The sequence below is a fragment of the Pseudomonas sp. MIACH genome (assembly GCF_001269925.1).
In the GTDB taxonomy this organism is placed as follows: Bacteria; Pseudomonadota; Gammaproteobacteria; order Pseudomonadales; family Pseudomonadaceae; genus Aquipseudomonas.
Window position 1 is genome coordinate 431,236 of the sequence record NZ_LHVO01000002.1, and the last position, 13,081, is coordinate 444,316.

The 13,081-nt window shown below is 60.8% G+C and carries 10 protein-coding genes; 8 read left to right on the forward strand and 2 right to left on the reverse strand.

Annotated elements, in window-relative coordinates:
- The first annotated feature begins 235 nt into the window (after positions 1–235).
- The 7 genes from AD670_RS02000 to AD670_RS02030 all read left to right on the forward strand — a co-directional run bounded on the left by AD670_RS02000 (position 236) and on the right by AD670_RS02030 (position 8,551).
- Positions 236–1,594 carry a glutamine synthetase family protein gene (locus tag AD670_RS02000; protein WP_015886417.1) on the forward strand — a complete coding sequence of 453 codons (1,359 nt, stop codon included), beginning with the start codon at positions 236–238 and terminating at the stop codon, positions 1,592–1,594.
- A gap of 58 nt (positions 1,595–1,652) precedes the next feature.
- A complete protein-coding gene (locus AD670_RS02005) occupies positions 1,653–3,017 on the forward strand; it encodes an aspartate aminotransferase family protein (protein WP_053127867.1) in 1,365 nt (454 codons plus the stop codon).
- Between the two features lie 183 nt (positions 3,018–3,200).
- Positions 3,201–4,295: a polyamine ABC transporter substrate-binding protein gene (locus tag AD670_RS02010; protein WP_053128159.1), complete on the forward strand. Its 1,095-nt coding sequence runs from the start codon at positions 3,201–3,203 to the stop codon at positions 4,293–4,295.
- 155 nt (positions 4,296–4,450) lie between these two features.
- Positions 4,451–5,545, forward strand: coding sequence for a polyamine ABC transporter substrate-binding protein (locus AD670_RS02015; RefSeq protein ID WP_053127869.1), 1,095 nt, complete (start codon positions 4,451–4,453; stop codon positions 5,543–5,545).
- A 65-nt stretch (positions 5,546–5,610) separates the two neighbouring features.
- The gene (locus AD670_RS02020; RefSeq protein ID WP_027608405.1) at positions 5,611–6,753 is read left to right on the forward strand and encodes an ABC transporter ATP-binding protein; all 1,143 of its coding nucleotides are present in this window, start codon (positions 5,611–5,613) and stop codon (positions 6,751–6,753) included.
- Entirely contained in the window at positions 6,750–7,670 is a 921-nt protein-coding gene (locus AD670_RS02025) for an ABC transporter permease subunit (RefSeq protein ID WP_053127871.1), read from the forward strand. The genes AD670_RS02020 and AD670_RS02025 overlap by 4 nt, the downstream gene beginning before the upstream one ends.
- Positions 7,667–8,551, forward strand: a complete 885-nt coding sequence (locus AD670_RS02030; protein WP_053127873.1) for an ABC transporter permease subunit — start codon at positions 7,667–7,669, stop codon at positions 8,549–8,551. Before AD670_RS02025 ends, AD670_RS02030 begins: the two co-directional genes overlap by 4 nt.
- A 114-nt stretch (positions 8,552–8,665) precedes the next feature.
- Here AD670_RS02030 and AD670_RS02035 read toward each other — a convergent pair whose 3' ends face one another.
- On the reverse strand, positions 8,666–9,307 hold the full coding sequence (locus AD670_RS02035) for an HD domain-containing protein (protein ID WP_053127875.1): 642 nt from the start codon (positions 9,305–9,307) through the stop codon (positions 8,666–8,668).
- 292 nt (positions 9,308–9,599) lie between these two features.
- Here AD670_RS02035 and AD670_RS02040 point away from each other — a divergent pair, with 292 nt between their 5' ends.
- Positions 9,600–10,589: a GlxA family transcriptional regulator gene (locus AD670_RS02040; protein WP_053127877.1), complete on the forward strand. Its 990-nt coding sequence runs from the start codon at positions 9,600–9,602 to the stop codon at positions 10,587–10,589.
- A 102-nt stretch (positions 10,590–10,691) separates the two neighbouring features.
- On the opposite strand, the gene AD670_RS02045 is transcribed toward AD670_RS02040, so the two are convergent.
- On the reverse strand, positions 10,692–13,055 hold the full coding sequence (locus AD670_RS02045) for a penicillin acylase family protein (protein WP_053127879.1): 2,364 nt from the start codon (positions 13,053–13,055) through the stop codon (positions 10,692–10,694).
- Positions 13,056–13,081 lie beyond the last annotated feature (26 nt).

Sequence of the window (13,081 nt, forward strand, 5' to 3'; positions counted from 1 at the left end):
GCACCGGCCAATATTCTTGACGGCCAGTCCGCTCTCATCTTTGCCACCTCGATTGCCACTGACCGGCTCCCATCCGCGCGGCCGCTCATGATTCTGCACGACTTTGGCGTGAGGAATGCAACGCTGCAGCAAATGGCAGGTAAGCTCCTACCCTGAACGAAAAAACGACGCGGATGCTGCGTCAACCAACGCCTGGCCTTTAATGGATGCCAGGAAACCCAGCCCAGAGGCATTTATGAGTAACAACCTCGACCAGCTCACCGATTGGTTGAAAGACCACAAGATCACAGAAGTCGAATGCATGATTGGCGACCTGACCGGTATCACCCGGGGCAAGATCTCGCCGACCAACAAGTTCATCGCCGAAAAAGGCATGCGCCTGCCCGAGAGCGTTCTGTTGCAGACCGTGACCGGCGACTATGTCGAAGACGACATTTACTACGAATTGCTCGACCCGGCCGACATCGACATGATCTGCCGCCCCGACCAGAACGCGGTGTTCCTGGTGCCTTGGGCCATCGAGCCCACCGCCCAGGTGATCCACGACACCTACGACAAGCAAGGCAACCCGATCGAGCTGTCGCCGCGCAACGTGCTCAAGAAAGTCCTCAAGCTCTACGCCGACAAAGGCTGGCAGCCCATCGTGGCGCCGGAGATGGAGTTCTACCTGACCAAACGCTGTGAAGACCCGGACTTCCCGCTGCAACCGCCGATTGGCCGTTCCGGGCGCCCCGAGACCGGTCGCCAGTCCTTCTCTATAGAAGCGGCCAACGAATTCGACCCGTTGTTCGAAGACGTCTACGACTGGTGCGAGCTGCAGGAGCTGGACCTCGACACCCTGATCCACGAAGACGGCACGGCGCAGATGGAAATCAACTTCCGTCACGGCGATGCCCTGTCCCTGGCCGACCAGATCCTGGTGTTCAAGCGCACCATGCGCGAGGCCGCGCTCAAGCACAATGTGGCCGCCACCTTTATGGCCAAGCCGATGACCGGCGAGCCCGGCAGTGCGATGCACTTGCACCAGAGCATCATCGACATCGCCACCGGCAAGAACGTCTTCTCCAATGAAGACGGGAGCATGAGCGAGCTGTTCCTCAACCATATTGGCGGCCTGCAGAAATTCATCCCTGAATTGCTGCCGCTGTTTGCCCCCAACGTGAACTCGTTCCGTCGCTTCCTGCCGGACACCTCGGCGCCGGTGAACGTGGAGTGGGGCGAAGAAAACCGCACCGTCGGCCTGCGCGTACCGGATGCCGGCCCGCAGAACCGTCGCGTGGAAAACCGTCTGCCGGGCGCCGACGCCAACCCGTACCTGGCGATTGCCGCCAGCCTGCTGTGTGGCTACATCGGCATGGTCGAAGGCCATAACCCGAGCGCCCCAGTGGTGGGGCGTGGTTACGAGCGACGCAACCTGCGTCTGCCGTTGACCATTGAAGATGCCCTGGAACGCATGGAAAACAGCAAGACCATCGAAAAATACCTGGGTCAGAAATTCATCACAGGGTATGTCGCGGTCAAGCGGGCCGAGCATGAAAACTTCAAGCGCGTGATCAGTTCGTGGGAGCGGGAATTCCTGCTCTTCGCCGTCTGATGCGCCGGGCGCGCCCGTCACACGGCGCGCCCCTCACTGAAAAGTCTAGGAGATTGGTATGTCCAGCAACAACCCGCAAACCCGCGAATGGCAAGCCCTGAGTAGTGATCACCACCTGGCGCCGTTCAGCGACTTCAAGCAATTGAAAGAGAAAGGCCCACGGATCATCACCAAAGCCCACGGCGTGTACTTGTGGGACAGCGAAGGCAACAAGATCCTCGACGGCATGGCCGGCCTGTGGTGCGTGGCGATCGGTTACGGTCGCGATGAACTGGCCGACGCCGCCGCCAAGCAGATGAAAGAACTGCCGTACTACAACCTGTTCTTCCAGACCGCTCACCCGCCAGTGCTTGAGCTGGCCAAGGCGATTTCCGACATCGCACCTGCCGGCATGAACCACGTGTTCTTCACCGGCTCCGGCTCCGAAGGCAACGACACCATGTTGCGCATGGTCCGCCACTACTGGGCGATCAAAGGCCAGCCGAACAAGAAAACCATCATCAGCCGCAAGAATGGCTACCACGGCTCCACCGTGGCTGGCGCGAGCCTGGGCGGCATGACCTATATGCACGAACAGGGTGACTTGCCGATCCCCGGCATCACCCACATCGCCCAGCCGTACTGGTTCGGCGAAGGCGGCGACATGAGCCCCGAAGAGTTCGGGATCTGGGCCGCCAACCAACTGGAAGAGAAGATCCTCGAACTGGGCGTGGACAACGTCGGTGCCTTTATTGCCGAGCCGATCCAGGGCGCCGGTGGCGTGATCGTACCGCCAGCCACTTACTGGCCGCGCATCAAGGAAATCCTCGCCAAATACGACATCCTGTTTGTTGCCGACGAAGTGATTTGCGGTTTCGGCCGTACCGGTGAGTGGTTCGGTAGCGACTTCTACGACCTCAAGCCCCACATGATGACCATCGCCAAGGGCCTGACTTCCGGCTACATCCCCATGGGCGGCCTGATCGTGCGCGACGACGTGGTGGCCGTGCTTAATGAAGGCGGTGATTTCAACCACGGTTTCACCTACTCCGGCCACCCGGTGGCAGCGGCAGTGGCCCTGGAAAACATCCGCATCATGCGCGATGAAAAAATCATCGAGCAGGTCAACAGCGAAACGGCACCCTATTTGCAGCGTCGTCTGCGCGAGCTCAATGATCACCCGTTGGTGGGCGAAGTTCGTGGTGTGGGTCTGTTGGGCGCGATTGAACTGGTACAGGACAAGGCCACGCGCAAGCGTTATGAAGGCAAAGGCGTGGGCATGATTTGCCGCAACTTTTGCTTCAACAATGGCCTGATCATGCGCGCCGTGGGCGACACCATGATCATTTCGCCGCCGCTGGTGATCAGCAAGTCCGAAATCGACGAGTTGGTGACCAAGGCGCGTAAGTGCCTGGACCTGACTTTGGCGGCATTGCAGGGCTAAGTGCTAGGCTCAGTGCGCAGCGCACTGGGCAGTTATAAATGTGGGGGCTTTGGTTGAAAGCCGGCCCCTGAACTTGCCAGACTGTCGCCCTGTTTTGTTGCCCTCTGCAAGGGCCGCGAAACGAAAAAAGAACGTGGCCCAAAAAAGAAAAAATTGGAGCATCACCAAATGAAGGCATTAGGTTTGAAGAACGCTGGCAAGACCCTCCTTGCCTTGTCCCTGATGGGCGCAATGGCGGGCGCGGTCCAGGCAGACGATAAAGTGCTGCACGTCTACAACTGGTCCGACTACATTGCACCGGACACCATCGCCAACTTTGAAAAAGAGTCGGGCATCAAGGTGGTGTACGACGTTTTTGACAGCAACGAGACACTTGAAGCCAAGCTGCTGGCAGGCAAGTCCGGCTACGACATCGTCGTGCCGTCGAACAACTTCCTCGCCAAGCAGATCAAGGCCGGTGTCTACCAGGAGTTGGACAAGTCCAAACTGTCCAACTACGGCAACCTGAACACCTCCCTGCTTAAAGCCGTGTCGGTCAGCGACCCGGACAACAAGCACGCTTTCCCGTACATGTGGGGCTCGATCGGCATCGGCTACAACCCGGAGAAGGTCAAGGCCGCGCTGGGCGTGGACAAGATCGATTCGTGGGATGTGCTGCTCAAGCCTGAAAACATCGCCAAACTCAAAAGCTGCGGCGTGAGCTTCCTCGATTCGCCGACCGAAATGCTGCCGGTCGCGCTGCATTACCTGGGCCTGCCAACCGACAGCCAGAAGAAGGCTGACCTCAAGCAAGCCGAAGACCTGTTCCTGAAAATCCGTCCTTCGATTGGCTACTTCCACTCGTCCAAGTACATCTCCGACCTGGCCAACGGCAACATCTGCGTCGCCGTGGGTTACTCGGGTGACATCCAGCAGGCCAAGTCCCGCGCGGCTGAAGCCGGTGGCAAGGTGAAAGTTGCCTACGACATTCCGAAAGAAGGCGCCGGTAGCTTCTTCGACATGGTCGCCATCCCTAAAGATGCCGAAAACGTCGACGCCGCTTACAAGTTCATGAACTACCTGCTCAAGCCGGAAGTCATGGCTTCGATCACCAACAGCGTGCGTTTCCCGAACGGTAACGAGAAGGCCACCGCACTGGTTGATAAAGACATCACCAGCGACCCGGGCATCTACCCGCCAGCCGATGTGCAAGCCAAGCTCTACGCCATTGCGGACTTGCCGGCTGCCACCCAGCGTGAAATGACGCGCAGCTGGACCAAGATCAAGTCCGGTAAATAAACCGGTCTTTGTTAACCACCGCGCAGCCCGCGGTGGTTAATGAAACAAATAAATGACAGAAAGTTTTGCCGGATCGGTTTATCGAGGGTAAGTTGCGCGCCGGTTTTGTTGCCGGGCAACAACTTTAGGGCCCAACTATTTAAGAGGACCTCCACTTGCCAATTTCTTTATTTCGCCAAGCCTTGCTGGTAGGCGCGGGTCTCACGCTGGCTGTCAGCGTGCAGGCCGCACAGACTGTGCATATTTATAACTGGTCGGACTACATCGGTACCGACACCCTGGCCAACTTCGAAAAGGCCACCGGCATCAAACCCGTGTATGACGTGTTTGATTCCAACGAAACCCTGGAAGGCAAGTTGCTCGCCGGGCGTACCGGCTACGACGTGGTGGTGCCGTCCAACCACTTCCTCGGCAAGCAGATCAAGGCCGGGGCGTTCCAGAAGCTCGACAAGTCGCTGCTGACTCACTACGCCAACCTGGACCCTGTGCTGCTCAAGCGCCTGGAGAAGAACGACCCGGGCAATCAGTACGCCGTGCCCTACCTGTGGGGTACCAATGGCATCGGTTACAACGTCGCTAAAGTGAAGGAAGTGCTGGGTGTCGACAAGATCGATTCCTGGGCCGTGCTGTTCGAGCCGGAAAACATGAAGAAGCTGGCCACCTGCGGTGTGTCCTTCATGGACTCGGCGGATGAAATGCTGCCGGCGGTGCTCAACTACATGGGCCTGGATCCCAACAGTACCAACCCTGAAGACTACAAGAAGGCCGAAGAAAAGCTGCTCAAAGTGCGGCCCTACGTGACCTATTTCCATTCTTCCAAATACATCTCCGACCTGGCCAACGGCAATATCTGCGTGGCCGCCGGGTTCTCCGGCGATGTGTTCCAGGCCAAGGCCCGTGCGGCCGAGGCTGGCAAAGGCGTGAACATCGCCTACGCGATTCCGAAAGAAGGCGGCAACCTGTGGTTTGACGTGCTGGCGATCCCCAAGGATGCCACCAACGTCAAGGAAGCCCACGCCTACATCAACTATTTGCTGCAACCTGAGGTGATCGCCCAGGTCAGTGATTACGTCGGCTACGCCAACCCTAACCCAGGGGCGGACAAACTGATGAAGCAATCGATACGCACCGACGAAGCGGTTTACCCACCGCAGGCGGTTCTCGACAGGACATTCGTCAACTTCGAGCTACCCCCGAAAGTGCAGCGTTTAATGACCCGTAGCTGGACCAAGGTCAAGACGGGCAAGTAAGGCTCAAACTATCCAGGGTTCGTCCGCCTCGGGCGAACTGCACCGTTTTTTTGGGAGTTTCGTAAATGGCAGTTGCCTCCGGCGCCTATAAGAAAGCCCTCGAGGGCGACCAGACACCGAAAAAGGTGCTGGTCAAAATCGACCGGGTCACGAAGAAGTTCGACGAGACGATTGCCGTGGACGATGTGTCCCTGGAAATCAAGAAAGGCGAGATCTTCGCCTTGCTCGGCGGTTCGGGTTCGGGCAAGTCCACCTTGCTGCGCATGCTCGCAGGTTTCGAGCGCCCGACCGAAGGGCGTATCTACCTCGACGGTGTGGACATCACCGACATGCCGCCCTACGAGCGGCCGATCAACATGATGTTCCAGTCCTACGCCTTGTTCCCACACATGACCGTGGCGCAGAACATCGCGTTCGGCCTGCAACAGGACAAGATTCCCAAGGCCGAGGTCGATGCCCGCGTGGCCGAAATGCTCAAGCTGGTACAGATGAGCCAGTACGCCAAGCGCAAGCCGCACCAGTTGTCCGGTGGCCAGCGTCAGCGTGTGGCGTTGGCGCGCTCCCTGGCCAAGCGTCCGAAACTGCTGCTGCTCGATGAGCCCATGGGCGCCCTCGACAAGAAGCTGCGTTCGCAGATGCAACTGGAACTGGTGGAGATCATCGAGCGCGTCGGCGTGACCTGCGTGATGGTGACGCACGACCAGGAAGAGGCCATGACCATGGCCGAGCGCATCGCGATCATGCACCTGGGCTGGATCGCCCAGATCGGCAGCCCGATCGACATCTACGAGACGCCGACCAGCCGCCTGGTGTGCGAATTCATCGGTAACGTCAACATCTTCGACACCCAGGTGGTGGATGACGCTGAAGGTCACGCGGTGCTCAAGTGCCCGGACCTGGATCGCGACATCTACGTGGGCTACGGCATCGCCACCTCGGTGGAAGACAAGTCGGTGACCTACGCCATCCGCCCGGAAAAACTGCTGGTCACCACCGAAATGCCGACCTGCGAGCACAACTGGTCCAGCGGCAAGGTGCACGACATCGCCTACCTGGGCGGCCACTCGGTGTTCTACGTCGAGCTGCCAAGCGGCAAGCTGGTGCAGTCCTTCGTGGCCAACGCCGAACGCCGTGGCCAGCGCCCAACCTGGGGTGACCAGGTGTACGTGTGGTGGGAAGACGACAGTGGCGTGGTACTGCGCACATGAACATAAAGAAGCTCAAGCGGCGCTTGCACCGCATCGTCCCCAGTGGCAAGCAGGTGGTCATCGGGATTCCGTTCCTGTGGCTGTTCCTGTTTTTCGCCCTGCCGTTTTTCATCGTCCTGAAAATCAGCTTCGCCGAAGCCGACGTAGCGATTCCGCCGTACACCGAGATCTACACCTACGTTGAGCAAAAGCTGCAGGTGGTGCTGAACCTGGCCAACTACAGTTTGCTGGCAGGTGATGAGCTGTACATCGCGGCGTACCTGGGCTCGCTGAAAATGGCGTTCTTCAGCACGCTGCTGTGCCTGCTGATCGGCTACCCGATGGCCTACGCCATTGCCACCGCGCGCAAAGAGATGCAGACCGTGCTGGTGCTGCTGATCATGATGCCGACCTGGACCGCGATCCTGATCCGCGTGTATGCGTGGATGGGCATCCTCAGCAACAACGGGCTGCTCAATGGCTTCCTGATGTCCATGGGGTTGATCAACGAACCGCTGCAGATCCTCAACACCAACATCGCGGTGTATATCGGCGTGGTCTACTCGTACCTGCCGTTCATGATCCTGCCGCTGTACGCCAACCTGGTAAAGCATGACCAGAGCCTGCTGGAAGCCGCATCGGACCTGGGTTCGAGCACCTTCAACAGCTTCTGGAAAATCACCGTGCCGCTGTCCAAGAACGGCATCATCGCCGGCTGCATGCTGGTGTTTATCCCGGTGGTGGGCGAGTTCGTGATCCCGGAACTGCTCGGCGGCCCGGAAACCCTGATGATCGGTAAAGTGTTGTGGCAAGAGTTCTTCAACAACCGTGACTGGCCGGTGGCGTCTGCCCTGGCGGTAGTGATGCTGGCGATCCTGATCGTGCCGATCATTCTGTTTAACCGCAGCCAAGCCAAAGAGATGGAGGGCAAGATATGAGGCGCGTCAGTTTCTCAAGCTTCATGCTGGTGGCGGGGTTGTTGTTCATCTACCTGCCGATGCTGATCCTGGTGATCTACTCGTTCAACGAATCCAAGCTGGTAACGGTGTGGGGCGGTTGGTCGATCAAGTGGTACGTGGGCCTGCTGGACAACACCCAGTTGATGGGCTCGGTGGCACGTTCCCTGGAAATCGCCTGCTACACGGCGGTGGCCGCTGTTGCGCTGGGCACGTTGGCGGCGTTTGTGCTGACGCGCATCAGCCAGTTCAAGGGCCGCACGCTGTTCGGCGGCCTGGTGACCGCGCCGTTGGTGATGCCGGAAGTGATCACCGGCCTGTCGCTGTTGCTGCTGTTTGTGGCCATGGCGCAGATGATCGGCTGGCCCCAGGAGCGTGGCATCGTCACCATCTGGATCGCCCACACCACGTTCTGTGCGGCGTATGTGGCGGTAGTGGTATCGGCGCGCTTGCGTGAGCTGGACCTGTCGATCGAAGAAGCAGCGATGGACCTGGGTGCGCGACCGTGGAAGGTGTTCTTCCTGATCACCATCCCGATGATCGCGCCGTCTTTGGCGGCGGGCGGCATGATGTCGTTCGCACTGTCCTTGGATGACCTGGTACTGGCCAGCTTCGTGTCGGGCCCGGGCTCGACGACGTTGCCGATGGAAGTGTTCTCGGCCGTGCGCCTTGGGGTTAAACCCGAGATCAATGCCGTGGCCAGCCTGATTCTGCTGGCGGTGTCGCTGGTGACCTTCCTGGTGTGGTTCTTCAGCCGACGTGCCGAAGAGAATCGCAAGAAGGCTATCCAGCAAGCCATCGAAGAGGCCGCTGCCGATGGCTGGAAACAGCCGGACGTGCGTCGGGCGCAGGCGCCGGTCTAAAGGTGTGGGAGGGGGCTTGCTCCCGATGGCGGTGGGTCAGTCAATAGATGCAGTGACTGACACTCAGCAATCGCGGGCAAGCCCCCTCCCACAGTTGATCGCATTTCAACTCCGCTACGCCAACCACGGCGACTTGCGAATCACCTCGACAAAATTCATCGGCTTGAACCCCGGCTCCTGATCCACCAGCACATCCGTCTTCACGTTGCCAAACGTGGTCTGCGGGCGATGGCGCAAGCCGTCGGCAAAGGCGCAGATGATGCACTCCTTGAACCCTTCACCGCGTGGATGCGCATGCACCACGGCTTCGCGCTGTACGCTGCTGAAGGCGGCGTAGTCCATGCCCAGCACGTCCATTTCCACCCCTGCGGTCACCAGTGCCACAGTGGGGCGCAGGTGTTGCGGCACGCCCGGCGTGGTGTGCAGGGCGATGGACAACCACACCTGTTCGATATCGTCATCGCTCAGCCCGTAAGGCTTGAGGAAGGCCGCGGCGGCGTTGGCGCCGTCCACTTCGAAACGCTCGTCGTCACTGCGATGGCCTTCCACCAGGCCCAGGTCATGGAACATGGCGCCGACGTAGAGCAGCTCCGGGTTGTAGGCCAACTGCTTGCGCTCACCGCTCAAGGCGCCGAACAAAAACACCCGGCGCGAGTGGTGGTAGAGCAGGTCGGATTCGATGTCACGGATGTATTCGGTGGTGGCCTTGGCCAGGGCGCTGTCCGGGATCTTGATGCCGGCGATGGTGGTGGTCATGGTGGTTCTCCTCTGGAAAGCACCCAGTCTGGTCGCTGGTCGGTGCAGCGACCATCGCGGTGAGGGCGCGATCCCGGCCAATGTGCCGACACATCGTGCCAAGCAGAAATCGACTAGGGTGTAGCGGGCGATATCACTCTCGAAGCCTGCAAAAATCCCAATGTGGGAGGGGGCTTGCTCCCGATTGCTGAGTACCAGGCACTGCATCTGCTGACTGATACAGCGCCATCGGGAGCAAGCCCCCTCCCACAGGGTTTGCATTTTATTCCGCTAGAAAAAGGTGTCTGTGAGCATGCACAAGACCGTCGCGATCCTGATCTTCCCCGGCGTCCAGTCACTGGATGTGACCGGCCCCATGGATGTGTTCTGCGAAGCCAACCGCTTTCTGCCGCCCCAGGATCACTACCAGATAGAGGTCATCGGGCTGGGCCACGGCACCATGGCCGCCTCCAATGGTTTGGCATTGCAGGCCCATCGGCATTACAGCGAGGCCCTGCAAGCCTATGACTTGTTGTTGGTCGCCGGTGGCCCGCAGCTGCCATTCGAGGATTTCGGCGTGCCGTTCGATGATTGGCTCCGGGGTGCAACCGCCAGGGCGCAACGTTTCGGTTCGGTCTGCAACGGCGCCTTCATGCTGGCGCGCGCTGGATTGCTGGATGGCAAAACCGTCACTACCCACTGGAACGATGCTGCCGACCTGGCGCGTCTGTGCCCCTCGACCCAGGTCGAGGTTGACCGCCTCTACGTGCAGGACGGCAACCTCTACACCTCGGCAGGCGTCACGGCGGGCATCGACTTGTCGCTGTACCTGCTGGCCCAGGACCACGGCCCGGAAGTGGCGTTGAGCGTGGCCAAGCGCCTGGTGGTGTTCACCCAGCGTTCGGGCGGGCAGTCGCAGTTCAGCCCGTTCCTCACGCCTCACGCCGAAACCACCTCGGCGGTGGCGCTGGTGCAGTTGTATGTGCTGGCGAACCTGACCGGCGACCTGACCATCGCCGACCTGGCCAAGGCCGCCAATATGAGCGCGCGCAACTTCTCCCGGGTGTTTGCCCGTGAAGCGCGGATTACGCCGGCGGAGTTTGTCGAACGGGCACGGGTGGATGCGGCGCGGGTGATGCTCGAAAGCACGCATGCGCCGCTGAAGACCGTGGCCTACCAATGCGGGTTTCGCGATGCCCAGCACATGCGCAGCGTGTTCAATCGCCGGCTGGGCGTGACGCCGCAACAGTTCCGGCTCAACTTTGCGGTGCCGGTGCAGGCTCGTGCAACGAGCCCACTGTAGGAGCGAGCTTGCTCGCGAAAAACCCATGGGCACCGCGTTCATTCTGGCTTTACGCGTTATCGTTAACGACCTTCGCGAGCAAGCTCGCTCCTACAGAAAGGGTTAGCGCAGCGTGCGTGCTGGCAACAACTTCAGCGTGCCACGGGTGTTCGCGGTCACTTCCTCATCGGTGAAATGCGCCTGCTCATAACCCCCTTCGATATAGGTCTCGGCCTGGTCGCCATAGTGCTTGTCGAACGGCACGCCGCTTTGCCCCACCGGGTTGATGGTCAGGGCGTGTGCTACGTCAGCGAAGTCGATCAGGCGGCGGGTGGAGGGGCCGTAGGTCACCGGCCATGGTGCCGGGCCGATATTGGCGGATTGGTTATTCGGCACTTCGTGAGTGCCGGGCGCCGGGAACGGGCCGACGTTGACGATCAGGTCCAAGGGTTTCTGCGAGCCCAGCGGATGGCCGTGGGTCAGCGTATGCGCCTTGCCCCATTGCCATTGCGTCGGGTCATCGCCGAAGGTGACTTTGAGGTGCGCGAGGCTGTTGTCCCAGGCCCGCTTGACGGTGTCGGCGCGCTTGCCGTCCCACCAGGGCGAAGCCGGGTCGGCAGCCAGGCGGGGCAGGGCGGCGTCGATCACGCGGGTCGTGAGCAGGGTCTTGAACATGCCGTCGCCCAGTTTCGGGTGGAAAGCCGCGTCGGCGAGGTTGAACAGGAACTGGTTGAACAGCGTGGCGCTGGTGGAATCCAGTGGGTAGTCACCCTTCCAGCTTGCCAACTGCTCCACCAGCTTCAACTGTGCCGGGTCCGTGACCACCTCGCGCAGTACCGGCAACAGCGGCGCCAGCAGGCGCGGGCCGAAGGCGGTGGTGGTGCCCAGTTGCAGGGCCTGGCTGTTGATCACATCCCACTTCACGCTCTTGTCGCTCAACTGCGCGTTCAACTGCTGGCCACGGTCGGCGAGGTTGTAATAACCGGGGATTTCCATGCCGGAGGGCGACACCGGCTGGGCATTGGCCGAGACCACATAGCCGCGCGCCGGGTTTTCTTCCTGCGGGTTGGCGCTGAATGGGTAGAAGCCCAGCTTGTCGGCCTGGGCGGTGCTGCCGTCGAGGATAAAGCCTGGGTGGGTGCCGGCCGGGCGAATCGGCAACTGCGCCGCCGCCCACCAGCCGATATCGCCCTTGGCGTTGGCCCAGACGATATTCAGCCCCGGCGCCGACACCTTGGCCGCCGCAGCGCGCGCCTTGGCCAGGGTGTCGGCGCGGTTGAGTTGGTAGAAACCTTCGAGGATCGGGTTCTGGGTGTCGAGGAACGCCCACCACATGGCAATCGGCGTCTTGCCGCCGTTCTCGCCGAGCACGTCATTGACGATCGGGCCGTGGGGCGACTGGCGCAGGGTGAGGCTGACCGGTGCCTGGCCTTTGACGGCAATCTGTTGCTCGCTGCTGGTCATGTCGACCCACTGGCCGTGGTACCAGACCTGGTTGGCGTTGTCCGGGTTGACCTTCTCGGCGATCAGGTCGAGGTCGTCGTTCTGGAACATGGTCAGGCTCCAGCCGAAATCCAGGTTGTGCCCCAGGAACGCCACGGGGACCAGCGCGTTGTGGTAGCCATACAGCTCAAACCCCGGCGCTGACAGCTGCGCTTCGTACCACACCGACGGCACCGAGAAACGGATATGCGGGTCACCGGCCAGCAGCGGTTTGCCGCTCTTGGTGCGACTGCCGCTGATGGCCCAGGCGTTGCTGCCCTCGAACTGCGGCAAGCCGTTGTCCGCCAACGCTTGTTCGCTCAGGGCGGCGAGGGCGCCGAGGGTGTTCCAGTCACTGCCGGCGAGGTTGAGGGCGCCCTTGGGTTGCCAGTCGAGGTCGAAGACTTTCAGGTAGTCGCTGCCCAGTTGGTCGCGGACGTAAGTCAGCAAGGGCTCGGTACGAAACGCAGCGGCAAAGCTGTAGGCCATGTACCCGGCGACGCTGATGGTGTCCTCGGCGGTAAACGGGCGCCTGGGGATGCCCAGCACGTCGAACTCCATCGGGCGGGCGTGGCTGTCCTGATACTGGTTGATCCCGTCCAAATAGGCTTGCAGGGCCTTCCAGTGTGGTGACTCCGGGTCCAGCTGCGCCACATAGCTGGCCGCGCGGTCGCGAATGCGCAGGCTGCGGAACAGCTTGTCGGTCTCCAGCAGCTTCGGCCCGAGCACCTCGGCCAATTCGCCACGGGCCAGGCGCCGCATGATCTCCATCTGGAACAGGCGGTCCTGGGCATGCACGTAGCCCAGGGCGCGATACAGGTCGGTCTCGTTCTCGGCGCGAATATGCGGCACGCCACGGTCGTCGTAGCGCACGGTGACCGAGCCTTGGAGGTTGGCCAGTTCAACCGTGCCCTGGCGGGTGGGTTGCTTGCTGTAGACGTACCAGCCCGCACCGAGGGCGATCAGCACCAGCAGAACCGCGAGAACCCGCAAGACGCGCTTCATGGACATTCCTTACCGAGAGTGGGGAC

Bases quoted from the DNA above. Each gene is read 5' to 3' on its own strand.
- AD670_RS02000 (WP_015886417.1), top strand. From the start codon at position 236: ATGAGTAACAACCTCGACCAGCTCACCGATTGGTTGAAAGACCACAAG.
- AD670_RS02005 (WP_053127867.1), top strand. From the start codon at position 1,653: ATGTCCAGCAACAACCCGCAAACCCGCGAATGGCAAGCCCTGAGTAGT.
- AD670_RS02020 (WP_027608405.1), top strand. From the start codon at position 5,611: ATGGCAGTTGCCTCCGGCGCCTATAAGAAAGCCCTCGAGGGCGACCAG.
- AD670_RS02025 (WP_053127871.1), top strand. From the start codon at position 6,750: ATGAACATAAAGAAGCTCAAGCGGCGCTTGCACCGCATCGTCCCCAGT.
- AD670_RS02030 (WP_053127873.1), top strand. From the start codon at position 7,667: ATGAGGCGCGTCAGTTTCTCAAGCTTCATGCTGGTGGCGGGGTTGTTG.
- AD670_RS02035 (WP_053127875.1), bottom strand. From the start codon at position 9,307: ATGACCACCACCATCGCCGGCATCAAGATCCCGGACAGCGCCCTGGCC.
- AD670_RS02040 (WP_053127877.1), top strand. From the start codon at position 9,600: ATGCACAAGACCGTCGCGATCCTGATCTTCCCCGGCGTCCAGTCACTG.
- AD670_RS02045 (WP_053127879.1), bottom strand. From the start codon at position 13,055: ATGAAGCGCGTCTTGCGGGTTCTCGCGGTTCTGCTGGTGCTGATCGCC.